Consider the following 22883-nt stretch of genomic DNA (forward strand, 5'->3'; position numbering starts at 1 on the left):
AGCGGTGTGGCGGGTGCCGGACCTAGCCGGGGAGTACGCGCACCTGGGCGCCGGAAAGCTTGGCCCACCAGTGGTCGTAGCGGCTGTAGGGCCGGGGGTCGCGGTCGGCCAGCAGGGCCGTCAGGGAGCGGGCCTCCGCGGCGAGCCCGTCCCATGCCGCGGGCGGGAGTTCATGGAAGGCCGTCGCCTCGATGCCCCCGTCGACCGGCCGCCACACGCCCGCGACATAGCCGTCGACCAGCAGTGTGGGCAGCACATCGCCGTTGTTGCGGATCACCACCCGGCGGTAGTCCGGAGGGATCACGCGGCCGCGGTCGGCGTACGCGAGCAGGATGCTGTCCCACATCGCCATGAGCCGGGGCGGGGCCGGGGTGTCCGCGGGCGGGCGCGGGGCGCCCGGGAGGTCGAACAGCGCGGCGCCGCCGGGCCCTTGGAGCTCCTCGACGGCGCTGTCGAGCGCGCGCAGCGCCTGGCGTATCGGGGTCCGCTGGACCATGGCGAACTGTGCCATGTCCGCCACAGACGCCGGGCCGAACCCCTCCAGATAGCGCAGCAGAAGGCTGCGCAGCACCTCCGGCGATATCTCCCGCCCCCCGGCGGAAAGGGCGCCCGTCCGCGCCGCGCGGAAGGACGGCCGCCAGCCGAAGGACCACGGCCCGCCGGTGACCGCGTGATGCAGGGGCGCATAGCCCTTCAGCCCCCACCACGCCCCGGCCTTCTTCTCGACGCCCAGCCGCTCCTCGAGCCACGCCTCCATCTCGGCGGCCGTTCGCGGCCGCTCGGCGAACGACAGCAGCCCCGGCAGCAGTTCATGGGCGTCCGCCGGGGTGAGCCCGGCAGCGGCGAAGCGATAGCCGAGCCGGGAGCCGTACAGGGTCGGCTCCATCGCCTCGCGGAAGCCCTGGTAGTCGTCGGCGTGGACCGCGTGCAGCGTGATCCGCATCAAGGTCGCCTTGACGACCGCACGGTCGGCGAACGCGGCGTCGAGATCCGCCGGAGCGAATCCGGCGAGCCGGTTCCACAGCGCGACATACGGCGAGGCGGCGTGCTGCGCCTGGAGCGCGACGACGCGGCGGACGGCGTCGACGGCGCCCAGCGACTCCCGCCGCAGCAGCAGCTGACGGCCGAGCGTGGCCCGGTTGAGTGCGCGCGCGGTGATCTCCACGGCTGAGGATTGTGCCGTGTGACGCCCGGCCGCCGCCAGTTCCGCCTATGGTCCCAAGCTGTGCCTATCACCGAACAGTTCCTGACTCAGCTACACGCCCGCGCGGTGGCGGGCAACCCAGCCGCCGCGCGCGACCTGGGCCGCCTGCTCAACCTGCCGCCCGGCTACCCAGCGGATATGAAGGCGGCCGACTGGCCCAGTAGCTGGCCCGGTGAACCCTGGTTGCGCGCGGCGCTCACGTCCTGTCCTGACGACACCGCCGCAGCCTTGCTCCTCGCTGGTCAGCTCCTACGGCAGATACACGAGGACAACATGCTGGGCGACGTTCTTGGCCTGGCGAAGTCCCGCAGGACCAACGAGAGGAGAATGCAGGAAACCGACGAGCTCTACTCGCAAGTGCGGCGGTCGGATCCGGGTAACGAGACGGCTGCGGTGGGTCTCGACGTGCTCACCAAGCTGCGAGAGGGTAAGTGGCTGGATCCTGTTGACGACTGTTCGGTTTCCGCCTACAGCTTCTACCTCCTGGTCATGGAGGTCTACTCAGGCTCGGCCGGCTCGGTTTTTCGATGGGCGGTACCCGACCTCGATGAGCTGCGCTGGGCCTTCGATGTCGTGACGCCCCTCGTGCAGGATTATCTCTTCCTTGACGATGGAGAGAGGCCGCCCGTCGAGCTGGCGCTTTCCATAGTCGACGCCGGGCGCGTGATCCACTCGATCGATCTGGGTGGATGCGTTGTCCATGACGAGGAGGTCGGCCTCTACCGCTTGGGCTGGGGCGGCCTGGACGTGCCACAGCTGCGGGGTGAGCCGTTGCCGGTGGGACACATAGTGACGGTGATCGACCAGGTCGCTCCGATCCACTACGGCTTCTCGGCCCACCACGACATCTGAATCAGGTCCTCCGCGCCCGCCCGAACAGGCAGAACGAAGGGCCCCGCTGATCACCGCTCGCGCCCACCCGCACCCGCGAGAATGGTTCGACGCGACAGATCCGGACGAGTGGCCACTTCGGCGCCTCCATCAGGTGACTGCTGAGCCGGCGTGGGCGGAAACCATCCGGCGAGAGGGGAACCTGGCGTCGCTCAGCGACCGGCGCGTGAACCCGGACAGAACGGGCCACAATCCGAGAATCGACGTGCGTGGGCTGGGCTCCGTCATGTCCGGGACGGGACTACGTCCCCGGCCGGTAGCGCAGGGGGTGGTCCTCCGGCACCTCCACGATCGCGATCTTGACGCCGTCCGGGTCGGCGATCCACATCTCGATCAGCCCCCAGGGCTCCTTCAGCGGCGGTCGCACCACCTCGACCCCGTGTGCCGCGAGCTCCTCGTGGACGGAGTGGGCGTCGGCGACCTGGAGCCACAGCTGGAGGCCGGGGGCCGGAGGGGTGTCGGAGCGGCCGGAGAGTTCGAGGAAGCCGCCGCCGAGGAAGTAGACCGTGCCGCGCTCGGGGCCCTCGCCGAACTCCCGGTAGACCGCGAGGCCGAGGGCCTCGCCGTAGAAGGCGCGGGAGCGTTCGGGGTCGGTCGGCCGCAGCAGGGTCCGGCTGCTCAGTACGTGCACCATGTGCGTGACCTTACGCACCGGCGGCGGGTTAGGGTCGATTCCTGCCGCGGACGGCGGGGAGCCGTCGGCGGGGAGCAGCCAGCAGGGAAAGGACTTCCGACGTCATGGAGACCGTTGACGCCGCCCGGCCCAGCGCCGAGCCGACCTTCCGGACCGCGACCGAGGCCGATGTGCCGGAGCTGGTCGCGCTGATCGAGTCTGCCTACCGGGGGGACTCCAGCCGGGCGGGCTGGACGACGGAGGCCGACATCCTGGGCGGGCAGCGCACCGACCCCGAGGGGGTCGCGGCCGTGGTGGGCGACGAGAGCGGCCGGATGCTGGTGGTCGAGCTGGGCGGCGAGCTGGTGGCCTGCTGTCAGCTGGAGCACCGCGATGATCATGCCTACTTCGGGATGTTCGCGGTGCGGCCCGAGCTTCAGGGCGCCGGGCTCGGCAAGGTGATCATCGCCGAGGCGGAGCGGCTGGTGCGGGCCGAGTGGGGGGTGCGGGAGATGCGTATGACGGTGATCTCGGCCCGCGAGGAGCTGATCGCGTGGTACGAGCGGCGCGGCTACGCCCGTACGGGAGAGATGTCGCCGTTCCCGTACGGGGACGAGCGCTTCGGCATCCCGCGCCGCGCCGGTCTCGAGTTCGAGCTGCTGGTCAAGCCGCTGGCCTGAGGCAGGAGGGGGCGGGAGGGGGCGGTCACGCCGTGTAGCGGGCCGCCCGCCTGATCTCCGGGAAGTCGGTGGTGCCGCCGTCCAGGCCGAGCCCGCGGGCCAGCTTCAGGTGGTCCGGGGTGTTCACCGTCCACCCGATGACCTTGAGGTCGGCGGCGTGGGCGCGCTGGACGAGCTCCAGGGTGAGCCGGCGGATGTTGAGGACCAGCATCCCGGCGCCGACCGCCCGCGCCCGGTCGATCACATCCAGGCCGTAGCGGCTGGCCACGAGCGCGGTACGGGCGTCCGGGAGCAGGGTGCGGATCTCGGCGAGGGCCTCGTCGTGGAAGGAGAGCACGTCCACGCGGTCCAGCAGTTCACGGCGGGTGATCACCTCGGCGAGGGCCCGCGCGGCCGCGGTGTCCTTGATCTCCGCCTGGAGGGGCGCCCGCACGGCGTCCACGACCTCCTCGAAGACCGGGATGCGCTCGCCCTGCCCGGCGTCGAGCTGGCGCAGTTCGGCGAGGGTGAAGTCGCTGATGGGGCCGTTGCCGTCGGTGGTACGGGCCACGTCGGCGTCGTGCATCACCACGAGCTCGCCGTCCTTGCTCAGGTGCAGGTCGAGCTCGATGACGTCCAGGCCCTCGCGCTCGGCGCGGAGGAAGGACCGGAGGGTGTTCTCCGGCTCCACGCCCATCACTCCGCGGTGTCCGATGGTGAGAAAGGTCAACGGTCTCTCGCTCTTCTGTCGGCTCTGCTGGTCGTGCTGAGGCTGTTGCCGAGACGGCTGCCCGGAGCGGCGCTCAGCCTAACGGCCGACCGCGACACGGGGGTTAAGACGCGGCCGCGGCCTGGGCGCGGGTGGGCGACGGGGGCGTGTATCGCAGGAGACCACAGGAAAAACGTCGGCGTTCAAGGGGCGGCGCAGGATAATTTCCCGTAACGTCACTTGAGCGGGTGATCCATCGATGCGTACGGTGTGGGTACGCGAGTTTCTTCGGTGGAGGTGTTGATATGGCGGAAATTCTTTCGTCTTCGATGGCGGAGGGTGTCATTCTGTCTGCGGAGCGTGCGGAGCGTGCGGAGCGTGCGGAGCGCGGAGGCCGCGTAGTCGAGCACCCGTCCTGGTCCATACTCAAGGACGCCGTGGAGACCATCCGGCCCTGGCAGTCCAAGGACGGCTCGATCGACTTCGAGGCCGACGGCGCTCCACCCGGCGGCAGAGCCCGGTCCGCCGTCGACCGGGTCGTGCGGGCCGTCGAGGAGCTGGCCCCGCTGCTGCCGCACGACGCCGCGTACCACCGGGCGCTCGTCGCCGATCTGCGCCGCTGGGCGGACGGCGGCTTCGGGGTGCCGGACTTCCTGGACTCGCTGCTCGCCTTCCAGCCCGCCCGCGGGCGCGCCGACGGCCTCCAGCACCTGGTCGTCTTCCCGATGTACACCCAGAACGGCAACCCGGACCGCAACCTCGAAGCGCTCGTGGTGCGCGTGGTGTGGCCGGACTGGCTGGCCGAGCTCGAGCGCACGCGCTACGACAACAAGCTCTACCTCGGTCTGGCCTTCGAGGACTTCACCTCCGGCTACGACACCAACTCCGCGGTGCTCTTCCCCGAGACCATCGCCGTCCGCGAGGTCCCCGAGCGCTTCAGCTGGGGAGGCATCTTCTGCGACCGCGAGGCCGCCCGCTTCCGGCGGGTGAGCGAGGCCGCGGTCCAGGCGCTGCGCGTCGAACTCCCCGAGGACGTCCGGGGCATGCTGGAGGACCAGCGGCGCTGCCAGGAGGCGTTCGCCCTGTGGGACATGGTCCACGACCGCACCCACAGCCATGGCGACCTGCCCTTCGACCCCTTCATGATCAAGCAGCGCCAGCCGTTCTGGATGTACGGCCTGGAGGAGCTGCGCTGTGACCTCACGGCCTTCAAGGAGGCCGTGAAGCTGGAGGCCGAGGGGGTCGCCCAGGCCCGCGACGTCCAGTACGCCGTGATCTTCGACCGGATGTTCCGGTTCCCCGTCACCGGCGACCGGGTGCGCAACTACGACGGGCTCGGCGGCCAGCTGCTCTTCGCCTACCTGCACCAGCACGACGTCGTACGCTGGACGGACAACACCCTGCACATCGACTGGGTCCGCGCCCCGCAGGTCACCAACCAGCTGTGCGGCGAGATCGAGAAGCTGTACCGCGACGGCATCGACCGCCCCAAGCTCGTCCACTGGTTCAAGGCGTACGAGCTGGTGTCGTCCTACCTGTCCCCGCACCCCGGCTCCGTATGGGCCAAGGGCCCCGAGGCCCTCGACCTCACCCAGCCGCCGCGCAAGCTGGTGGACGACGTGCTCCCCGACGAATTCCCGCTCAGCATGTTCTACGAGGCGCTCGCGAAGAAGCTGCGCGACGTGGTCGCCTCCACCAAGGGCATCACGGCCGACAGCGGCGTCAAGGCGGCGGCGTGAAGCCGGTGGCAGGGATGAGCGGCGGGCACGAGGAGGCAACCACCATGACCACACTGACGTCGAGCCCCACGCCGAACGAGCCGAACGGCAAGGGGCCGCTGGACGGAGCCGTGGTCGCGGTGGCCGGCGCGGCGGGCCCGGCGGGCCGCGCCGTGCTGCTGCGCCTCGCCGAGGCCGGGGCCACCGTCATCGCCTCCGACGCGGACCCCGCCCGGCTGGCCGAGGCCGTGGACGCCGCCCGCTACGCCCACGGCGGGGCCACCGTCACCGGCGACACCGTCGACCTGCTCGACCTCGGCGCGGCCCGCGAATGGGCCGACCGCACCGAGAAGGAGTTCGGCCGGGTGGACGGCCTGGTGCACCTGGTCGGCGGCTGGCGGGGCAGCAAGAGCTTCGCCGACGCGCCGCTCGCCGACTGGGACACCCTGCACAACCTGCTGATCCGGACCGCCCAGCACACCTCGCTCGCCTTCCACGACGCCCTGCTGCGCAGCGGCAAGGGGCGCTATGTCCTGATCAGCGCGGCGGGCGCCTCCCAGCCCACCGCCGGGAACGCCGCGTACGCCGCCGCCAAGGCCGCCGCCGAGGCCTGGACCCTCGCGCTCGCCGACTCCTTCCGGAAGCTGGGGGACGAGGGTGGCCCGGCAGCGGCCGCTGTCATCCTGGTGGTCAAGGCACTGGTGCACGACGCCATGCGAGCGGAGCGCCCCAACGCCAAGTTCGCGGGCTTCACGGACGTCAAGGAGCTGGCCGAGGCCATCGCCGGACTCTGGGACCGGCCCGCCCGGGAAGTGAACGGAACCCGTCTGTGGCTGACCCCCGAGCCGTGAACCCAGGGCGCACCGATGCCCGTCGCCACCATGACCCCGATCTGCGCGGATTCGCCAGCGACAACTACGCGGGAGCCCATCCGGAGATCCTCGCCGCGCTCGCCCTCGCCAACGGCGGCCATCAGGTCGCCTACGGCGAGGACGACTACACCGAGCATCTCCAGCGGGTGATGCGCAGCCACTTCGGGGCCGCCGCCCAGACCTTCCCGGTCTTCAACGGCACCGGCGCCAACGTGGTCGCCCTCCAGGCGCTCACCGACCGCTGGGGCGCGGTCATCACGGCCGACACCGCGCACATCCACGTCGACGAGTGCGGCGCCCCCGAGCGCGTGGGCGGGCTCAAGCTGCTCACCGTGCCTACCGAGGACGGCAAGCTCACCCCCGAGCTCATCGACCGCGAGGCGTACGGCTGGGACGACGAGCACCGGGCCATGCCCCAGGTCGTCTCCATCGCCCAGAACACCGAGCTGGGCACGGTCTACACGGTGGACGAGATCCGCGCCATCTGCGACCACGCCCACGAGCGGGGCATGAAGGTCCACCTCGACGGGGCCCGGATAGCCAATGCGTCCGCGTCCCTGGACGTGCCGATGCGCGCCTTCACCAACGCGGTGGGCGTGGACGTGCTGTCCTTCGGCGGGACCAAGAACGGCATGCTGTTCGGCGAGGCCGTGGTGGTCCTGAACCCGGACGCCGTGCGCGGCATGAAGCACCTGCGCAAGCTGTCCATGCAGCTGGCGTCCAAGATGCGGTTCGTCTCCGTACAGCTGGAGGCGCTGCTCGCCCGCGACCTGTGGCTGCGCAACGCCCGCCACGCCAACACCATGGCCCGGCGGCTGGCGGAGGGGGTCCGTGCGGTCGAGGGCGTGGAGATCCTCCACCCGGTCCAGGCCAACGCCGTCTTCGCGCGGCTGCCGCACGACGCGGCCGAGCGCCTGCAAAAGCGCTACCGCTTCTACTTCTGGGACGAGGCGGCCGGCGACGTGCGGTGGATGTGCTCCTTCGACACGACGGAGGAGGACGTCGACGGCTTCATCGCGGCCCTCCGCGAGGAGCTGGGCAAGGCGTAGCGGCACATAGGACTCCGGCCCTGTCCGAGAGCTCGGACAGGGCCGGAGTCCTTGAAAGAGAGTCCTGGAAGAGGGGACGGGTCAGCCGCGCTTGAGCCCGGCCGCCTGCGCCGGGGTGGGCGCGGTGCCGCCGAGGTGGGCCGGGACCCACCAGGTGTCGTCCGCGTTCTTCGGCCGCACCGGATACGCCCGCTGCGCCGCCTCCAGCAGCTCCTGCACCCGGGCGCGCAGCCGCTCGGTGAGCGTGTCCGCGGGCTCGGTCGGGTCGGCCTCCATGGGCGCGCCCACCCGCATCGTGATCGGGAAGTGGTTGCGGCCCAGATCCCGCTTGTGGCCCTTGGTCCACAGCCGCTGGGTGCCCCACAGCGCCATCGGCAGCAGCGGTACGCCGGCCTCCTGGGCCATCCGGGCCGCGCCGGTCTTGAAGTTCTTGAGGGTGAACGACTCGGAGATCGTCGCCTCGGGGAACACCCCGATGATTTCCCCCGAGCGCAGCGACCGCAGCGCGTGCTTGTACGCGTCCATGCCCGCCGCGCGGTCGACCGGGATGTGCTTCATCGCGCGCATGAGCGGCCCGGCGAACCTGTGGCGGAAGACGGACTCCTTCGCCATGAAGCGGACCAGCCGCTTGGCCGGGCGGGCGGTCAGCCCGCAGAAGACGAAGTCCAGATAGCCGATGTGGTTGCTCACCAGAACCGCGCCGCCCCGCTTGGGGATGTTCTCGGTGCCCTTGATGTCAAAGCGCAGGTCCTGCGCCCTGAACATGGTCCGGGCGGCCCCGATCACGGGCGGGTAGACGAGCTCTGCCATGGGGGGGGGACCCTTCTCTTTTCCTGGGAGGGCTCTCCCGACGGAAGTTACGCGGCCGTAGGTTCTGGGCTTCTGGCAGATGGTGCCCCATATCGCGCCCCTCTGCCTACCAGGCGGCCCGGGGCGGCCGCGAGATCCTCATCACGTCGGCGGAAGGGCGTACGCGGGGGCGGCCGCGGGGAGGAATGTCCCCCGGGAATCCGGTGCTGCATCCTTCGAGGGACGATCGGAAGGACAGCGGGTGCGAAGCGGACAGGACGAGCCGGACCGGAGCGGGCGGCTGGGCGCCGCGGAACTCGACGCGGCGCTGGGGGAGCGGGCGACGCTCGTGCAGTTCTCCAGCGCGTTCTGCCAGCCGTGCCGGGCCACCCGGGGGATCCTCGCCGAGGTCGCCCGGATGGTGGACGGCGTGGCCCATGTGGAGATCGACGCCGAGGCGCGGTTGGACCTGGTGCGCCGGCTGGGCGTGGTACGGACCCCCACGGTGCTGGTGCTCGACGCCGACGGCCGCGTGGTGCGCCGCGCGGCCGGGCAGCCGCGCAGGGCGGACGTGATCGCGGCGCTCGGCGCGGCGGTCTGAGCCGCCGCCGGCACCCGTTGGCAAGGTCACAGTTCAACCGGGTTGCCTACGGGGAACACGGTGAGTGTACTGGCGAGTAATATTTCGATCGGTGCAGGTGCCGCCCCGGTCGCCGACCGGCCGGAATCCGTGCCCGAAGGCGCCTATGCTGCCTGCACAAGGCAGCTTGACGAGACGATGCAGTAGGAGAGCCGGCGTGAGCTTGAGGATCGTTGTCTGTGTGAAGTACGTGCCCGACGCCACCGGCGACCGGCACTTCGCCGAAGACCTGACCGTCGACCGCGACGACGTGGACGGCCTGCTCTCCGAGCTGGACGAGTACGCGGTCGAGCAGGCCCTCCAGATCGCCGACGAAGCCGACGACGCCGAGATCACCGTGCTGACCGTCGGCCCCGAGGACGCCAAGGACGCGCTGCGCAAGGCGCTGTCCATGGGCGCCGACAAGGCCGTGCACGTCGAGGACGACGACCTGCACGGCACGGATGCGCTGGGCACCTCGCTGGTGCTCGCCAAGGCCATCGAGAAGACCGGCTACGACCTGGTCGTCTGCGGCATGGCCTCCACCGACGGCACCATGGGCGTGCTGCCGGCCCTGCTGGCCGAGCGCCTGGGCGTCCCGCAGGTCACGCTGCTGTCCGAGGTCTCGGTCGAGGACGGCACGGTGAAGGGGCGCCGCGACGGCGACACCGCGTCGGAGCGGCTGGAGGCCTCGCTGCCCGCCGTCGTGTCGGTGACGGACCAGTCGGGCGAGGCCCGCTACCCGTCGTTCAAGGGCATCATGGCCGCCAAGAAGAAGCCGGTGACCTCCTGGGACCTGGAGGACCTGGAGATCGAGGCGGACGAGGTCGGCCTGGAGGGCGCCTGGACCGCGGTCGACAGCGCCACGGAGCGCCCGGCCCGCACCGCGGGCACGATCGTCAAGGACGAGGGCGAGGGCGGCAAGCAGCTCGCAGAGTTCCTTGCCGGTCAGAAGTTCATCTGACCGCCGCGCCTGACGCACCGCCAACCGTCCGCATCATTTCCGCAGGAGATCGATTCCCATGGCTGAAGTCCTCGTCTATGTCGACCACGTGGACGGTGCCGTCCGCAAGCCCACCCTCGAGCTGCTGACCCTGGCCCGCCGGATCGGTGAGCCGGTGGCCGTCGCGCTGGGCAACGGCGCCGCCGACACCGCCGCCACGCTCGCCGAGTACGGCGCGGTCAAGGTCCTGACCGCCGACGCGCCCGAGTTCGCCGACTACCTGGTCGTCCCGAAGGTGGACGCGCTCCAGGCCGCCTACAAGGCGGTGTCCGCCGGGGGCTCCCTGGCCGCCGTGCTGGTGCCCTCCTCCGCGGAGGGCAAGGAGATCGCCGCCCGGCTGGCCGTCCGGATCGGCTCGGGCATCATCACCGACGCCGTCGACCTGGAGGCCGGCGACGAGGGTCCGGTCGCCACCCAGTCGGTGTTCGCCGCCGCGTTCACCACCAAGTCCCGGGTCTCCAGCGGCACCCCGGTCATCACCGTCAAGCCGAACTCGGCCGCCGTGGAGGCCGCGCCGGCCGCCGGGGCCGTGGAGGCGCTGTCCGTGACCTTCTCGGACCAGGCCACCGGCACCAGGATCACCTCCCGTACCCCGCGCGAGTCCACCGGGCGCCCGGAGCTGACCGAGGCCGCGATCGTGGTCTCCGGCGGCCGGGGCGTCGGCGGCGCGGAGAACTTCCCGCTCGTCGAGGCGCTGGCCGACTCCCTCGGCGCGGCCGTCGGCGCCTCGCGCGCGGCGGTGGACGCGGGCTGGTACCCGCACACCAACCAGGTCGGCCAGACCGGCAAGAGCGTGTCCCCGCAGCTGTACATCGCCACCGGTATCTCCGGCGCGATCCAGCACCGGGCCGGTATGCAGACCTCCAAGACCATCGTGGCCATCAACAAGGACTCCGAGGCCCCGATCTTCGACCTCGTCGACTACGGCGTGGTCGGCGACCTCTTCGAGGTGGTCCCGCAGCTCACCGAGGAGATCCAGGCCCGCAAGGGCTGAGGCCTCTGCCGGGCTGCCCTGTGCCAGTGGACGGCCCCCGTGTGCGGACGACGCGCCGCGCACGGGGGCCGTGCGCGTGTCCGGGGGGTGTTGACCCGCGGTCGAGCCGCGGATAACTTCGCCTTACGGATTTCGGATTCCGCAGTGCGGAAGTAATCGCAGTGGCGTGGAGGGTGTGCGGATGGGACAGCCAGAGACGTTCGCGACCAGCCTTCCCGGCGCCGTACGGGACGGAATCGCCGCCTCCCTCGCCGGTGTCGACGCCGAGCTCGCGCGCCGCTACCCCGGCGACCCCGGCACCCGCCAGCCCGTCCACACCGTCTATGTGCCCGCCGACCTCTTCACCGCCGGCATCGTCCGCGACTGGGGCGCCCAGGCGCTCGCCGCGCTCGACGCACACGCGCCCGACCCCGCCGCGCTGGCCGCCGTCCTCGACATCCAGGACGACCTCGCCGAACCGGTTTACGAGCGGATGCGCGCCAAGCTGACCCGCGAGCCCATCGAGGACCTGCGCATCGACTTCGAGGACGGCTACGGCCCGCGCCCCGACGCCGAGGAGGACGCCGCGGCGGCCCGCGCCGCCTCCCTGGTCGCCGCCGCCGTCGCGGACGGCACCGCGCCGCCGTACATCGGCATCCGCATGAAGTGCATGGAGGCCGCCGTCCGTGACCGCGGCATCCGCACCCTCGACATCTTCCTCACCGGGCTGATGAACGCCGGCGGCCTGCCCGGCGGGCTCGTCCTCACCCTGCCGAAGGTCACCTACGCCGAGCAGATCACCGCCATGGTCCGGCTGTGCGAGGAGTTCGAGCGGGCGCACGGCCCGGCCGCGGGCCGGATCGGCTTCGAGATCCAGATCGAGACCACCCAGGCCATCCTCGGCCCCGACGGCCGCGCCACCGTCGCCCGCATGATCGACGCCGCCGACGGCCGGGCCACCGGGCTGCACTACGGCACCTTCGACTACAGCGCCTCCTGCGGGGTCAGCGCCGCCCACCAGTCCATGGACCACCCCGTCGCCGACCACGCCAAGGCCGTCATACAGGTCGCCGCCGCGGGCACCGGCGTCCGGCTCTCCGACGGCTCGATCAACGTGCTGCCCGTCGGGTCGGCCGACCAGGTCCACGAGGCCTGGCGGCTCCACCACCGCCTGGTACGACGCTCGTTGGCGCGCGCGTACTACCAGGGCTGGGACATGCACCCCGGCCATCTGCCGACCCGTTACGCCGCGGTCTACGCCTTCTACCGCGAGGGCCTGCCCCAGGCCGCGGCCCGCCTGGGCGCGTACGTCAACCGCGCGGGCGGCGCCGGAGGCGCCATCGCCGACGAACCGGCCACGGCCAAGGCCCTCAGCGGCTATCTGCTGCGCGGCCTGGACTGCGGAGCGGTGGACGCCGGCGAGGTGGAGCGCCTCACCGGCCTGTCCCGCGCCACCCTGGGCACCCTCTCGGGCCGGGCCCCCGCCGCCGCGAGCTGACCCCGACGGGCCGGGGTCCGGACAGGCCGGGGCCTCGACAGGCCGGGGCCTCGACAGGCCGGGGCCTCGACAGGCCGGGGTCTCGCCGGCCCTCGGCACGCCCGGCTCCCGCCCGCGCCGAGGGCCGAGTGACCCCGCGGACTCCGGCCCGTCGCCCGGTGGTCGGCCGTATGGGCTCACTCCGACGCCTCACCCGGGATGCGGTGCCGCCGGGTAGGGCGGGAGATGTTGTCATGACCGGCGCTCCCGACGAGCCACCGGGCAGGCCACCCGCCCCGAAGCCCCTACCGCCGCCGACTCCACCGCATGACCGTGCCGCCGCGGGGACGGCCGACGCTCCGGCGCGCCGTCGCGGGATCCGCGGTTCCGTCAGAAGCGCCGCCTCGGGGCTGCTCATCTCGCTGGCCTGTCTGCTGGTGCCCGTGTCCGTGGCGTCGGTGTGGCTCCATGACGTCGTCCTCGACACCGGCCGCTACGTGGCGACCGTCTCCCCGCTCGCGAAGAACCCGGCGATCCAGGACGCCGCGCTGCGTCATGTCCGCCGGGCCGTGGAGATCCACCGGAGCGGCCGGGACATGACCGCGGACCTCGCTTCCTGGCTGCGCCGCCATGGGCTCCCGCCCAACGCCGCGCACGCCGTCGAGCGGCTGGCGTCCAAGCTGGACCCGGCCGTCGACCAGGCGGTGACCGCGGTGGTGGCGGACGTCGTGCGCGGCGACCAGTTCCCGGCCGTGTGGGTCGGCGCCAACCGGGCCGCGCACTCCGCCGCCGTCCGCGTGCTCACCGGCAGGGGGCACGGAATCGTCGGAGTGGACGGCGACACCGTGACCCTGGATGTGGGCGCGGCCCTCGCGAAGGTCAAGCGGCAGCTGCGGAACGCCGGACTCTCCTCGGCGAAGGCGGTCCCCGACGTCGACCGGCGCATGGTCCTGTTCCACTCCGCCCAGTTGGGCCGGGCCAGGGAGGCGGCCCGCCTGCTGGACCTGGCCGGGGCCTGGCTCCCCGCGCTGACCGCGTTGCTCGGCACCTCCGGCGTGCTGCTCGCCCACCGGCGCCGCCGCGCCCTGGCCCGGGCGGCGCTGGGGACCGCCGCCACCTCGCTGGCCCTGGCCGTGGGTCTGGCCGTGGCCCGCCGGTACTGCCTCGACCACATGCCGCCGCGCGTGCTGCCCGGGGCGGCAGCGGCGGCCGTCTACGACACGCTGCTGCGCGTCCCGCGGGCCACCCTCCGCACCGTCGGGGTGCTCGGCCTCGTCGTCGCGCTGGGCGCCTACCTGGCGGGGCCCGGCCGGCTGCCCCGCGCGGCGCGGCGGAGCGCCGACGGCGCGGCCGAGGCCGCCGCGCGCTGGAGCGCGGCCCGCGGGCTGCGCACCGGGCGGGCCGGCACCTGGGCCGCGGGCCACCGGCGGGCGCTGGCGGCCGGGGCGCTGCTGCCGACGGCCGTGGCGTTCGGCGCCTGGAACCACCCCACCGCGCTGACGGTGCTCTTCCTGGCGCTGGTCCTGCTGGCCGCGCTCGGGGTGATCGCGCTGCTGGCCGCGACCGGCCGGGTGACCCGGTCCGGGGCGGGGCGGCCGCCGTAAGCTTGAGGTGTCGGCGCTGTGTGGGGTCACGTCGGCTCCGCCGGGCGCGCCCGATGGAGGTACACGATGGATTATCCACTGCTGAACGTGTTCATGACCACGGTGTGGGTCTTTCTGTGGGTCCTGTGGTTCATCCTGCTCTTCCGCGTGATCGGCGACCTCTTCCGCGACGACTCGATGAGCGGCTGGGGCAAGGCCGGCTGGTGCTTCTTCGTCGTCGTCCTGCCCTTCCTCGGCATCTTCGTGTACCTGGTGGCACGGGGCCGCGGCATGGGCGAGCGCGAGTCGAAGGCGGCCATGAAGGCGGAGGCGGATCTGAAGGAGTTCGTACGCGAGACCGCCGCCAGCGGCCACGCCGCGGAGCTCTCCAAGCTCGTGGAGCTGAAGAACCACGGCGACATCACGGCCGAGGAGTACGAGCAGGCCAAGGCCAAGGTGCTCGCGGCCTGAGCACGACCACCACGAGGGCGGCCGCCGCGAGCGCGACCGCCGCGGAGTTCAGTACCGCACCGCCGCGCCCACCTGCGCCTTGAGGTGCCCACTGAGTTCGCGGTGGCTGCGCGCGGTGGCCTTCTTCGACGAGCGGGGCTGGACCGAGGAGACCGTCACGACGGCCACATCGAGCAAATTGCCGTCCGCGTCGCGGAAGTTCACCTCCACGGCGTAACTCGCCTTGTGATCCTGCTTGTTGGTCACGGTGATCGGTGCGACGGCGTGGCCGTCCTGGCCGATCGAGACGGTGCCGGTCTTCACATCGCCCTTCGCGTTCACACCGTGCTTGATCCTGTCGAGCTCGGCCTTCGCGGAGGCCGTCGCCGAGGCGATGGCCTGCGAGGCGCGGGACGCGGCGGACGAGGGGCTGCCGCCGTCCGAACACCCGGCGGACACCAGGACCGTGGCCGCCACCAGGCCTCCCGCGCAGAACGTCCGCACCCGGCACCGGGCCATCGCGCCTCACCTCGTCCCGGCGCGCCGTGTCGCGCCCGTTCGGACTGCCGCCGTCGGACCCACCCTGACGGCAGACGGGCGCCGCGGCGAGCCGGACGGCGCATCCGGGGGCGGAGCCGGACGGCGCCGCGGAGCCGGATTACGCCGCCGGCGGCAGCTCCCCGGAGCCGCGGGTGATCAGACGGGTCGGCAGGATCACCCGCCGCGGCTCGCCGCCCGCCCCGTCGAGGCGACGGAAGAGCAGGTCGGCGGCGGTACGGCCGAGTTGGGCCGAGTCCTGGGCTATGACGGTGATGCCGGGGGAGAGGAGGTCGGCGAGCTCGAAGTCGTCGAAGCCGACGAGGGCGACCGCCGCGCCGCGCCCGGCCAGGATTCGTACGACGGTCACCGTCACGCGGTTGTTGCCCGCGAACAGCGCGGTGACCGGCTCCGGCGCGTCCAGCATCGCGAGGGCCGCCGCCCCGACCCGGTCGGGCTCGGTGACGCCGAGGGACACCCACGCGTCGTCGACCGGCAGCCCCGACGCGGCCATCGCCGCCCGGTAGCCGCGCAGCCGCTCCTCGGCGGTGTGGATGCCCCGCTGGTCGCCGATGAAGCCGATGCGGCGGTGGCCCTGGGCGATCAGATGGGCCACGCCGTCGCGCGCGCCGCCGAAGCTGTCGGAGAGCACGGCGTCGGCCTCGATCAGGCCGGCCGGGCGGTCCACGAACACCGTGGCGACGCCCGCCGCTATCTCCGGGCCCAGATAGCGGTGGTCGCTCCCGGCCGGGATGACGACGAGGCCGTCGACCCGCCGGGCGCACAGCGCCAGGACGAGCTCCTGCTCGCGGACGGGGTCCTCGGCGCTCGAACCGTTGATCAGCAGGGCGCCGTGTGCGCGGGCGACCTCCTCGACGGCGCGGCTGAGCGGCCCGTAGAACGGGTCGGCGAGGTCCTCGAGGACCAGCCCGATGCTGGCCGTGCGGCCCTTGCGCAGGATGCGGGCGCTGTCGTTGCGGCGGAAACCGAGCGCGGTGATGGCCTCCTTGACGCGCCGCTCGGTGTCGGGGGTGACCCCCGGCTCGCCGTTGACCACCCGTGAGACCGTCTTCAGGCCGACCCCGGCCCGCGCGGCGACGTCCTTCATGGTGGGCCGGGTGCCGTAGCGGCGCGAGGTGGTGGCGGTGCCCGGAGCGGTGTCGGTCACGGTGCGCATGTCCCGTCGCTGGTCGTCGTGCGGAAGCGGTGTCCGAGCATAGCCCCTGGACAACGTTGTCAGCGGCAGGGAAGACTGTTGCCCCACAGCGTTACCACCAAGAGACCGCCAGGAGAGTCGACTCACATGCCACGTGACCTCATCGCCGCACTGGACATCGGCGGGACCAAGATCGCGGGCGCATTGGTGGACGGCGGCGGCAAGCTGGTCGCGCGGGCCAGGCGCGCCACCCCCGCCCAGGAGTCGGGCGAGACCGTGATGCGCGAGGTCACGGCGGTGCTCGACGAGCTGTCGCGCACCGCGCAGTGGTCGCGGGTCGCCGCCGTCGGCATCGGCAGCGCGGGCCCGGTGGACGCCTCCGTCGGCACCGTCAGCCCCGTCAACATCCCCGGCTGGCGCGACTTCCCCCTCGTCGCCGGGGTCCGGGAGACGGTCGGCGAACTGCCGCTCACGCTGGTCGGCGACGGGGTGGCCATGACGGCGGCCGAGCACTGGCAGGGCGCGGCGCGCGGCCGTACGGGCGCGCTGTGCATGGTGGTGTCCACGGGCGTCGGCGGCGGGCTGGTGCTGAACGGCCGGCTGCACCCGGGCCCCACGGGGAACGCCGGGCACATCGGTCACATCAGCGTGGACCTCGACGGCGACCCGTGCCCGTGCGGCGCGCGCGGCTGCGTCGAGCGCATCGCCAGCGGCCCCAACATCGCCCGCCGCGCCCTGGAGGGCGGCTGGCGCCCCGGCCCGGACGGCGACACGAGCGCGGCGGCGGTGGCCGCCTCGGCGCGGGCCGGCGACGCCGTCGCGCGCGCCTCCTTCGAGCGCGCCGCGCAGGCGCTGGCCGCGGGGATCGCGGCCACCGCGACCCTGGTCGAGATCGAGGTGGCCGTGGTCGGCGGCGGGGTGGCGGGCGCCGGGGACGTGCTCTTCGCCCCCCTGCGGCGCGCGCTGCGCGACTACGCGACCTTGTCGTTCGTCGCCGGTCTGAAGGTCGTCCCCGCGCAGATGGGCACGGACGCCGGACTGGTCGGCGCCGCGGCCGCGGCCGCCCAGCAGGCCCCGCTGGAAGGCTTCGGGCTCATGTCCCGTGGCGCGCCCGTGAGTTGAGCGGCACTGTCGGTGCTTGCCCCTAAGCTGTTGCGCGACCACGGCATGCAAGGGGGACTGAGCACGGTGTCATCGGGGGACATGAGCGGGGACCTGACCGGCCGGGTCCTGGGCGGTCGGTACCGCGTGACCGGCGCGATCGGCCGGGGCGGCATGGGCGTGGTCTGCAAGGCGGTCGACGAGGTGCTGGGCCGGGAGGTCGCGGTCAAGGTGCTGCGCGCCTACACCGACTCGTCCGGGCCCGAACTCGCCGATCTGCGCGTCCGGATGCAGCGGGAGGCCCGCGCCGCGGCGCGGATCCGCCACTCCGGCGTGATCACGGTGCACGACGTGACGGAGGAGGGCGGGCTTCCGGTCATCGTCATGGAGCTGATCGAGGGCCGCTCGCTGGACGACCTGATCGACGAGCGGGGCGTCGTGGAGCCCCTGGAGGCCGCCGCGATCGGCGCGAAGGTGGCGGACGCGCTCGGCGCGGGCCACCTCGCGGGCGTGCTGCACCGGGACGTGAAGCCGGGCAATGTGCTGCTCGACCACGACGGCCGGGTCGTGCTCACCGACTTCGGCATCGCGAGCATGGAAGCGCCGGGCGACGACGCGACCACGAAGCTGACCCGCAGCGGCGAGCTGATCGGCTCCCTGGACTATCTCGCGCCGGAGCGCGCCCAGGGCCAGGAGCCCGGCCCGGCCTCGGACGTCTGGGCGCTCGGCATGACGCTGTACGCGGCGGTGGAGGGCTCGTCCCCGTTCCGCCGGACCTCGGTGTGGTCGACGCTGACGGCCATCGTCACCGAACCGCTTCCGGAGCCGCGGCGGGCCGGGCCGCTGACCCCGGTCCTGCACGCGATGATGGACAAGGACCCGGCGGCCCGGCCGACCGCGGCCGAGGCACGCGTGATGCTGGAGGCGGTGGTGGCCGGGGAGGAGCCGCGGCCCGCCGCGGGCCGGGCGGAGCGCACGCCGACGGCGCCGGATGTGCTGGGCTCCGCGGCGCCGCCGCTCTTACGGCCGGGGCGGCCTGGCGACCCGTCCGGCGGCCCGCCGTCCATCCAGCCGCCCTCCCCTCTGCTGCCCTCTGCCCCGCAGGGTTTCGGGCCGCCGGTCCCCGATGAGCCGCTGGTGAGCGGCGGGCGGCCGGGCGGTGGGGCGCCGCCGCGGCCCGGTCGTAAGAAGGCGCTGGTCGCGGCCATGGTCGTCGCCGTTCTGCTCGCCGGGGGAGGCCTGACCTACGCGCTCGTCGGCGGTGACGACGCCAAGGCCACGACCGCGCGCCAGGAGGAGACCCCTGCGTCCCCGTCCGGCTCAGCGTCACCGGAGGGCGGCAAGACCCCCGACAGGGGCGACAGGGGCGACAAGGGCGACAAGGGCCGTACGGGCGACAAGGGCGGCGAGGACGGCAAGGGGGACAAGGGCGACGAGGGCGGGAAGAAGACCGCGCAGCCCACGGGCTCCGGCTCCCCGTCCGCGTCGGGCGAGCCGGACGGCGGCGGCAAGGGCGCGTCCGGCGGCTCCGGCGGCGGGTCGGGCGGTGGCAATCACGGTGGCAGCGGCGGGGTTTCGGGCGGGGGCGACGACGACGGCTCCTCGGCGGACCCCGACCCCGCGCCGGTCTGCCATGCCGCGGGCGGCGGGAAGTACAACTGCCAGGTGTGGCGGGCCTCCACCTCGTACACGGCGGGTGGCCAGCCGGTCGGCATGCTCAACGAGGGCCTGAACTACTTCTACTGCCAGAAGAATCTGGGGCGCCGGGAGACCTACGGCAAGTGGACGAACGTGTGGTGGGCCAAGACGGACGACGACAGCGGGAACACCAACGTGTTCATCAGCGACGTCTACATCAAGGGCGGGGACAACGACCAGCCCCTCCCCGGGCTCCCTGTGTGCTGACGGGCGCGCGGGGAAGGGCCGGCCGGCCTCAGCAGCTGAAGGCCGCGTCCGCCCAGTCGCCGTGGTCGCTGGTGATGCCGTCCCCGGCGTCGGTGGTCACGAGCCGGACCGTGGTGGCGTCGCCGAGGTCGGCCGTGACGGCCGTGGCCGCGTCGGCGTTGGTCAGCGTCCCCGTCGAGGCGACCTTCTCGTCGTCCGCCCAGACCTCGAAGGCGACCGTCCCGGCGGCCTCCTCCTCGTCGTCCACGCCGACCTGGGCCGTGAACCTGGTGCACCGGCCGCCGGTGTAGTACGTCACCTCGCTCGGCGCATGCACCCCCAGGCCCTTGGCGTGGACGGTGCCGCCGATGGTGATCGGATGTCCGTCACCCGCCGCGTTCTCGCCCACGCTGGTGTCCTTCTCCACCGGACCCCAGCCGTTGACCGCGCTCAGCCAGGGCAGATCGCTCGCGTACGAGGTCCCGGAGGGCGGCGCCACCACCACATGGACCGGCGTCGGCAGCTCCGCCGTGGCCCGGGTGCCCTGCGGGGAGCGGTAGGCCGCCGAGACCTTCAGCTCGTAGGCGCCGACCGGGGTGGCGGCGGGGGCGGTGACCCGCCAGCGCGTGGTCAGTTTCCGACCGGTGGCCAGCGCGTCGGCGTCGGTCGGGGAGGCGGCCTCCACGCGCCAGCCGTCGGGGCCGGTGAGGCGGACCGAGACCCGGCGGGCCGGGGTGCGGCCGAGGCCGGTGACGGTGGTGGTGACCTCGGCGGTGTTTCCGGCCTCGGTCAGCGCGGCCGCGTCGGTGCCCAGTTCCACGGCGGGCGGGTGGGCGGCCCAGCGCCCGTCGGCCGAGACCCGGTACAGCGCGGTGCCATGGGCCGGGACGGTGGCCGCCACCTCTCCCGCGGTGTTGTAGCTGCGGTGCTGCCACAGGTCGCGCAGCTGGTACCCGTCGGCCTTCGGCAGGCCGATCGCGTCGGCCGTGGTGGCGATGTGCCGGGGCCGGTCGGTCTCGTTGAAGAGCGCGACCGCCCGGTCCCCGCCCGCGAGCTCCTTGACGACGACCCACCCCCCGCCCCCGGAGGAGAGCACCTTGCCCTGCTTGCCCAGCCGGTCCTGGTCGACGGCGATGACCTCGCGGTTGCCGAGGATCTCGTAGGTCTCGGGGGTGGCCTTGCGCAGGTCGGAGCCGATGAGCAGCGGCGCCGCCATGATCGACCAGAGGGAGAAGTGGCTGCGGTACTCGGTGGGCGTCATGCCGCCGTTGCCGACCTCCAGCATGTCGGGGTCGTTCCAGCGGCCGGGCCCGGCGTACGGGGCGAGCGGGAGGTTCTGCTTGGCGATGGACAGCATGCTGCCCCAGCTGTCGCTGATGTCGCCGGTGGTGCGCCAGAGCTGGCCCATGTCGCCGGCCCACTCCCATGGCTTGTTCTGGCCCCATTCGCAGATGCTGTAGACGATGGGACGGCCGGTCGCGCGGAGCGCGTCGCGCATGGCGAGATAGCGCTGTTTGGCGTCCACGCCTTGGTTATTGCAGTTGTCGTACTTGAGGTAGTCCACGCCCCAGTCGGCGAACTGCTGGGCGTCCGACCGCTCATGGCCCAGCGCGCCCGGGAACCCCGCGCTGTTGCAGGTCTTGGTGCCGGCGCTGGTGTAGATCCCGAACTTCAGCCCCTTGGAGTGCACATAGTCGGCGACGGCCTTGATGCCGTTCGGGAAGCGCACGGGGTCCGGGACCAGCTTGCCGTCCGCGTCGCGCTGGGGCAGTGCCCAGCAGTCGTCGAGGTTGACGAACTGGTACCCGGCCTCCTTCAGCCCCTTGGTGACGAAGATGTCGGCGATGTCCTTGACCATCGTCTCGTTGAACTCGGCCCGGCAGTGGGTGGAGTTCCAGTTGTTGAAGCCCATCGGGGGTGTGAGGGCGAGCGGGTCGTCCGGCGCGGATCCGGCCGTCGGCGTGTCCGCCACGGCCCCGGCGGGCTGGGCGGCGGCCGGGACGGTCAGCCCGGCCGCCCCGGTGGCTCCGAGCAGTGCGGCGGCCACTCCTCCGATGATTCTTCGGCGGGTGACAGGGGAAAAGAGATGGCGCATGATGCGGTTCCTCCGTTCTCGACGGGGTGACGCTGCGTCAAATCACGTAACTCGCGGTCGTTTACGGTAGACCGTGTTGGAGTCTGTTGGAAGAGAACCGATAACGGTTGTTCGATATCTCGTCATAACTCTTGACTGAGCCCCGCCCGACGGGTGAGATCCACTCACTCGCGTTCGGTTGTGTTTGATTGAACCTCCTTGGAGGGGCACATGGCACAGTCATCGTCAGAACATCGGATCTCCCGTCGCTCTCTGCTCCGGGGCACCATGGTCGGAGCCGGCGCGATCACCCTCCCGACACTGCTCACCGCCTGCGGCGGCGGCCCCGGCAATGAGGTGAAGATCGGTTCCAACGCCTCGGACGCCGTGCCGCGCAAGGCGTTCGACGAGGTGTTCACGGCCTACGAGAAGAAGTCGGACAAGAAGGTCAAGGTCAACACCGTCAACCACGAGTCCTTCCAGGAGAACATCAACCGGTATCTGAAGGGCACCCCGGACGATGTCTTCATGTGGTTCGCGGGCTATCGCATGCAGTTCTTCGCCCAGCAGGGGCTGCTCGCCGAGATCAGCGACCTCTGGAAAGGCTTCGACGGGTTCTCCGACGCGCTCAAGCAGCAGTCGACCGGCAAGGACGGCAAGCAGTACTTCGTGCCGTACTACTACTACCCCTGGGCGGTCTTCTACCGGAAGAGCGTGTTCCAGCAGCACGGCTACGAGGTCCCCAAGACCTTCGACGAGTACCGCGCGCTCGCCAAGCGGATGGACAAGGACGGCCTGGACGCGATCGCCTTCGGCGACAAGGACGGCTGGCCCGCCATGGGCACCTTCGACTACCTCAATATGCGGGCCAACGGCTACGACTTCCACATCTCCCTGATGGGCGGCAAGGAATCCTGGACCGATCCCCGGGTGAAGCACGTCTTCGACCTGTGGCGCGGTCTGATGCCGTACCACCAGAAGGGGGCCAACGGGCGCACCTGGCAGGAGGCCGCGCAGAGCCTGGCGCAGAAGAAGTCGGGCATGGCCGTCTTCGGACTTCCGCACCCCGGCCAGCAGTTCCCCGAGGCCGACCGGGACGACCTCGACTTCTTCGCCTTCCCCGAGATCGACTCCGCCTACGGCCAGGACGCGGTCGAGGCGCCGATCGACGGCTTCCTGCTGTCCAAGAAGTCCAAGCGGCAGAAGGAGGGCAAGGAGCTGCTGAAGTACCTCGCCACCCCCGCCGCCGAGGAGATCTATCTCAAGCGGGACCCCAACAACATCGCGGTCAACGACGGCGCGTCCACGTCCTCGTACAACGCGCTCCAGAAGAAGGCCGTGCAGATGGTGGCCGGCGCCAAGCAGATCTCGCAGTTCATGGACCGCGACACCCGCCCCGACTTCGCGTCCCAGGTGATGATCCGGGCCATCCAGCAGTTCATCAACAACCCGGACGACATCGACTCCCTGACGAAGAGCATCGAGTCCCAGAAGAAGACCATCTTCACCAGCGACTAGGAGA

Annotated in this window: 21 protein-coding genes; 14 read left to right on the forward strand and 7 right to left on the reverse strand. The window is 72.1% G+C overall.

Features of this window, described 5'->3' with window-relative positions; translation table 11 throughout:
• Positions 1-22 precede the first annotated feature (22 nt).
• A complete protein-coding gene (locus ABTY62_RS20890; protein ID WP_352130913.1) occupies positions 23-1165 on the reverse strand; it encodes a winged helix DNA-binding domain-containing protein in 1143 nt (380 codons plus the stop codon).
• Positions 1166-1225: 60 nt separating this feature from the next.
• On the opposite strand from ABTY62_RS20890, the gene ABTY62_RS20895 reads away from it, so the two are divergent.
• Positions 1226-2056: a hypothetical protein gene (locus tag ABTY62_RS20895; protein ID WP_352130914.1), complete on the forward strand. Its 831-nt coding sequence runs from the start codon at positions 1226-1228 to the stop codon at positions 2054-2056.
• Positions 2057-2336: 280 nt separating this feature from the next.
• On the opposite strand, the gene ABTY62_RS20900 is transcribed toward ABTY62_RS20895, so the two are convergent.
• Positions 2337-2729, reverse strand: a complete 393-nt coding sequence (locus ABTY62_RS20900; RefSeq protein WP_352130915.1) for a VOC family protein — start codon at positions 2727-2729, stop codon at positions 2337-2339.
• A gap of 104 nt (positions 2730-2833) precedes the next feature.
• Between ABTY62_RS20900 and ABTY62_RS20905 the strand changes: the two genes are divergently transcribed.
• On the forward strand, positions 2834-3388 hold the full coding sequence (locus ABTY62_RS20905; RefSeq protein WP_352130916.1) for a GNAT family N-acetyltransferase: 555 nt from the start codon (positions 2834-2836) through the stop codon (positions 3386-3388).
• Positions 3389-3413: 25 nt separating this feature from the next.
• Here ABTY62_RS20905 and ABTY62_RS20910 read toward each other — a convergent pair whose 3' ends face one another.
• On the reverse strand, positions 3414-4097 hold the full coding sequence (locus ABTY62_RS20910) for a glycerophosphodiester phosphodiesterase (RefSeq protein ID WP_352130917.1): 684 nt from the start codon (positions 4095-4097) through the stop codon (positions 3414-3416).
• A 284-nt stretch (positions 4098-4381) separates the two neighbouring features.
• On the opposite strand from ABTY62_RS20910, the gene ABTY62_RS20915 reads away from it, so the two are divergent.
• Genes ABTY62_RS20915 through ABTY62_RS20925 form a run of 3 tightly spaced genes read left to right on the forward strand, consistent with a single transcriptional unit; the run spans position 4382 to position 7715 of the window.
• Complete coding sequence (locus ABTY62_RS20915) at positions 4382-5815, forward strand: DUF6421 family protein (RefSeq protein ID WP_352130918.1); 1434 nt, start codon at positions 4382-4384, stop codon at positions 5813-5815.
• 44 nt (positions 5816-5859) lie between these two features.
• The gene (locus ABTY62_RS20920) at positions 5860-6645 is read left to right on the forward strand and encodes an SDR family NAD(P)-dependent oxidoreductase (protein WP_311726815.1); all 786 of its coding nucleotides are present in this window, start codon (positions 5860-5862) and stop codon (positions 6643-6645) included.
• On the forward strand, positions 6642-7715 hold the full coding sequence (locus ABTY62_RS20925; RefSeq protein ID WP_352130973.1) for a threonine aldolase family protein: 1074 nt from the start codon (positions 6642-6644) through the stop codon (positions 7713-7715). Before ABTY62_RS20920 ends, ABTY62_RS20925 begins: the two co-directional genes overlap by 4 nt.
• A gap of 81 nt (positions 7716-7796) precedes the next feature.
• Here ABTY62_RS20925 and ABTY62_RS20930 read toward each other — a convergent pair whose 3' ends face one another.
• A complete protein-coding gene (locus ABTY62_RS20930; protein WP_352130919.1) occupies positions 7797-8525 on the reverse strand; it encodes a lysophospholipid acyltransferase family protein in 729 nt (242 codons plus the stop codon).
• Between the two features lie 79 nt (positions 8526-8604).
• On the opposite strand from ABTY62_RS20930, the gene ABTY62_RS20935 reads away from it, so the two are divergent.
• From ABTY62_RS20935 to ABTY62_RS20960, 6 genes are all read left to right on the forward strand, one after another.
• The gene (locus ABTY62_RS20935) at positions 8605-9105 is read left to right on the forward strand and encodes a TlpA family protein disulfide reductase (RefSeq protein WP_502997489.1); all 501 of its coding nucleotides are present in this window, start codon (positions 8605-8607) and stop codon (positions 9103-9105) included.
• A gap of 196 nt (positions 9106-9301) precedes the next feature.
• Positions 9302-10087, forward strand: a complete 786-nt coding sequence (locus ABTY62_RS20940) for an electron transfer flavoprotein subunit beta/FixA family protein (protein WP_352130921.1) — start codon at positions 9302-9304, stop codon at positions 10085-10087.
• A 58-nt stretch (positions 10088-10145) separates the two neighbouring features.
• Positions 10146-11120: an electron transfer flavoprotein subunit alpha/FixB family protein gene (locus tag ABTY62_RS20945; RefSeq protein ID WP_352130922.1), complete on the forward strand. Its 975-nt coding sequence runs from the start codon at positions 10146-10148 to the stop codon at positions 11118-11120.
• Positions 11121-11301: 181 nt separating this feature from the next.
• The gene (locus ABTY62_RS20950; protein WP_352130923.1) at positions 11302-12597 is read left to right on the forward strand and encodes a DUF6986 family protein; all 1296 of its coding nucleotides are present in this window, start codon (positions 11302-11304) and stop codon (positions 12595-12597) included.
• 233 nt (positions 12598-12830) lie between these two features.
• Positions 12831-14180: a hypothetical protein gene (locus ABTY62_RS20955; RefSeq protein WP_352130924.1), complete on the forward strand. Its 1350-nt coding sequence runs from the start codon at positions 12831-12833 to the stop codon at positions 14178-14180.
• A 66-nt stretch (positions 14181-14246) separates the two neighbouring features.
• A complete protein-coding gene (locus ABTY62_RS20960; protein ID WP_352130925.1) occupies positions 14247-14630 on the forward strand; it encodes an SHOCT domain-containing protein in 384 nt (127 codons plus the stop codon).
• Between the two features lie 48 nt (positions 14631-14678).
• Here ABTY62_RS20960 and ABTY62_RS20965 read toward each other — a convergent pair whose 3' ends face one another.
• On the reverse strand, positions 14679-15086 hold the full coding sequence (locus tag ABTY62_RS20965) for an FxLYD domain-containing protein (RefSeq protein ID WP_352130926.1): 408 nt from the start codon (positions 15084-15086) through the stop codon (positions 14679-14681).
• Positions 15087-15267: 181 nt separating this feature from the next.
• Entirely contained in the window at positions 15268-16314 is a 1047-nt protein-coding gene (locus tag ABTY62_RS20970) for a LacI family DNA-binding transcriptional regulator (protein WP_352130974.1), read from the reverse strand.
• A 135-nt stretch (positions 16315-16449) separates the two neighbouring features.
• On the opposite strand from ABTY62_RS20970, the gene ABTY62_RS20975 reads away from it, so the two are divergent.
• Together ABTY62_RS20975 and ABTY62_RS20980 are read left to right on the forward strand one after the other, a co-directional pair.
• Positions 16450-17424 carry an ROK family protein gene (locus tag ABTY62_RS20975; protein WP_352130927.1) on the forward strand — a complete coding sequence of 325 codons (975 nt, stop codon included), beginning with the start codon at positions 16450-16452 and terminating at the stop codon, positions 17422-17424.
• A gap of 81 nt (positions 17425-17505) precedes the next feature.
• Entirely contained in the window at positions 17506-19308 is a 1803-nt protein-coding gene (locus tag ABTY62_RS20980; RefSeq protein ID WP_352130928.1) for a serine/threonine-protein kinase, read from the forward strand.
• Positions 19309-19336: 28 nt separating this feature from the next.
• On the opposite strand, the gene ABTY62_RS20985 is transcribed toward ABTY62_RS20980, so the two are convergent.
• Positions 19337-21382 (reverse strand): NPCBM/NEW2 domain-containing protein, encoded by a 2046-nt coding sequence (locus ABTY62_RS20985; RefSeq protein WP_352130929.1) that lies wholly within the window; start codon positions 21380-21382, stop codon positions 19337-19339.
• A gap of 210 nt (positions 21383-21592) precedes the next feature.
• Between ABTY62_RS20985 and ABTY62_RS20990 the strand changes: the two genes are divergently transcribed.
• Positions 21593-22879, forward strand: coding sequence for an ABC transporter substrate-binding protein (locus ABTY62_RS20990; protein ID WP_352130930.1), 1287 nt, complete (start codon positions 21593-21595; stop codon positions 22877-22879).
• Positions 22880-22883: the final 4 nt, after the last annotated feature.

This window comes from Streptomyces sp. NPDC097640 (assembly GCF_040302705.1).
Taxonomy (GTDB): Bacteria; Actinomycetota; Actinomycetes; order Streptomycetales; family Streptomycetaceae; genus Streptomyces.

Bases quoted from the DNA above. Each gene is read 5' to 3' on its own strand.
- ABTY62_RS20900 (WP_352130915.1), bottom strand. From the start codon at position 2,729: ATGGTGCACGTACTGAGCAGCCGGACCCTGCTGCGGCCGACCGACCCC.
- ABTY62_RS20905 (WP_352130916.1), top strand. From the start codon at position 2,834: ATGGAGACCGTTGACGCCGCCCGGCCCAGCGCCGAGCCGACCTTCCGG.
- ABTY62_RS20915 (WP_352130918.1), top strand. From the start codon at position 4,382: ATGGCGGAAATTCTTTCGTCTTCGATGGCGGAGGGTGTCATTCTGTCT.
- ABTY62_RS20920 (WP_311726815.1), top strand. From the start codon at position 5,860: ATGACCACACTGACGTCGAGCCCCACGCCGAACGAGCCGAACGGCAAG.
- ABTY62_RS20930 (WP_352130919.1), bottom strand. From the start codon at position 8,525: ATGGCAGAGCTCGTCTACCCGCCCGTGATCGGGGCCGCCCGGACCATG.
- ABTY62_RS20935 (WP_502997489.1), top strand. From the start codon at position 8,605: ATGGTGCCCCATATCGCGCCCCTCTGCCTACCAGGCGGCCCGGGGCGG.
- ABTY62_RS20945 (WP_352130922.1), top strand. From the start codon at position 10,146: ATGGCTGAAGTCCTCGTCTATGTCGACCACGTGGACGGTGCCGTCCGC.
- ABTY62_RS20950 (WP_352130923.1), top strand. From the start codon at position 11,302: ATGGGACAGCCAGAGACGTTCGCGACCAGCCTTCCCGGCGCCGTACGG.
- ABTY62_RS20955 (WP_352130924.1), top strand. From the start codon at position 12,831: ATGACCGGCGCTCCCGACGAGCCACCGGGCAGGCCACCCGCCCCGAAG.
- ABTY62_RS20960 (WP_352130925.1), top strand. From the start codon at position 14,247: ATGGATTATCCACTGCTGAACGTGTTCATGACCACGGTGTGGGTCTTT.
- ABTY62_RS20975 (WP_352130927.1), top strand. From the start codon at position 16,450: ATGCCACGTGACCTCATCGCCGCACTGGACATCGGCGGGACCAAGATC.
- ABTY62_RS20980 (WP_352130928.1), top strand. From the start codon at position 17,506: ATGAGCGGGGACCTGACCGGCCGGGTCCTGGGCGGTCGGTACCGCGTG.
- ABTY62_RS20985 (WP_352130929.1), bottom strand. From the start codon at position 21,382: ATGCGCCATCTCTTTTCCCCTGTCACCCGCCGAAGAATCATCGGAGGA.
- ABTY62_RS20990 (WP_352130930.1), top strand. From the start codon at position 21,593: ATGGCACAGTCATCGTCAGAACATCGGATCTCCCGTCGCTCTCTGCTC.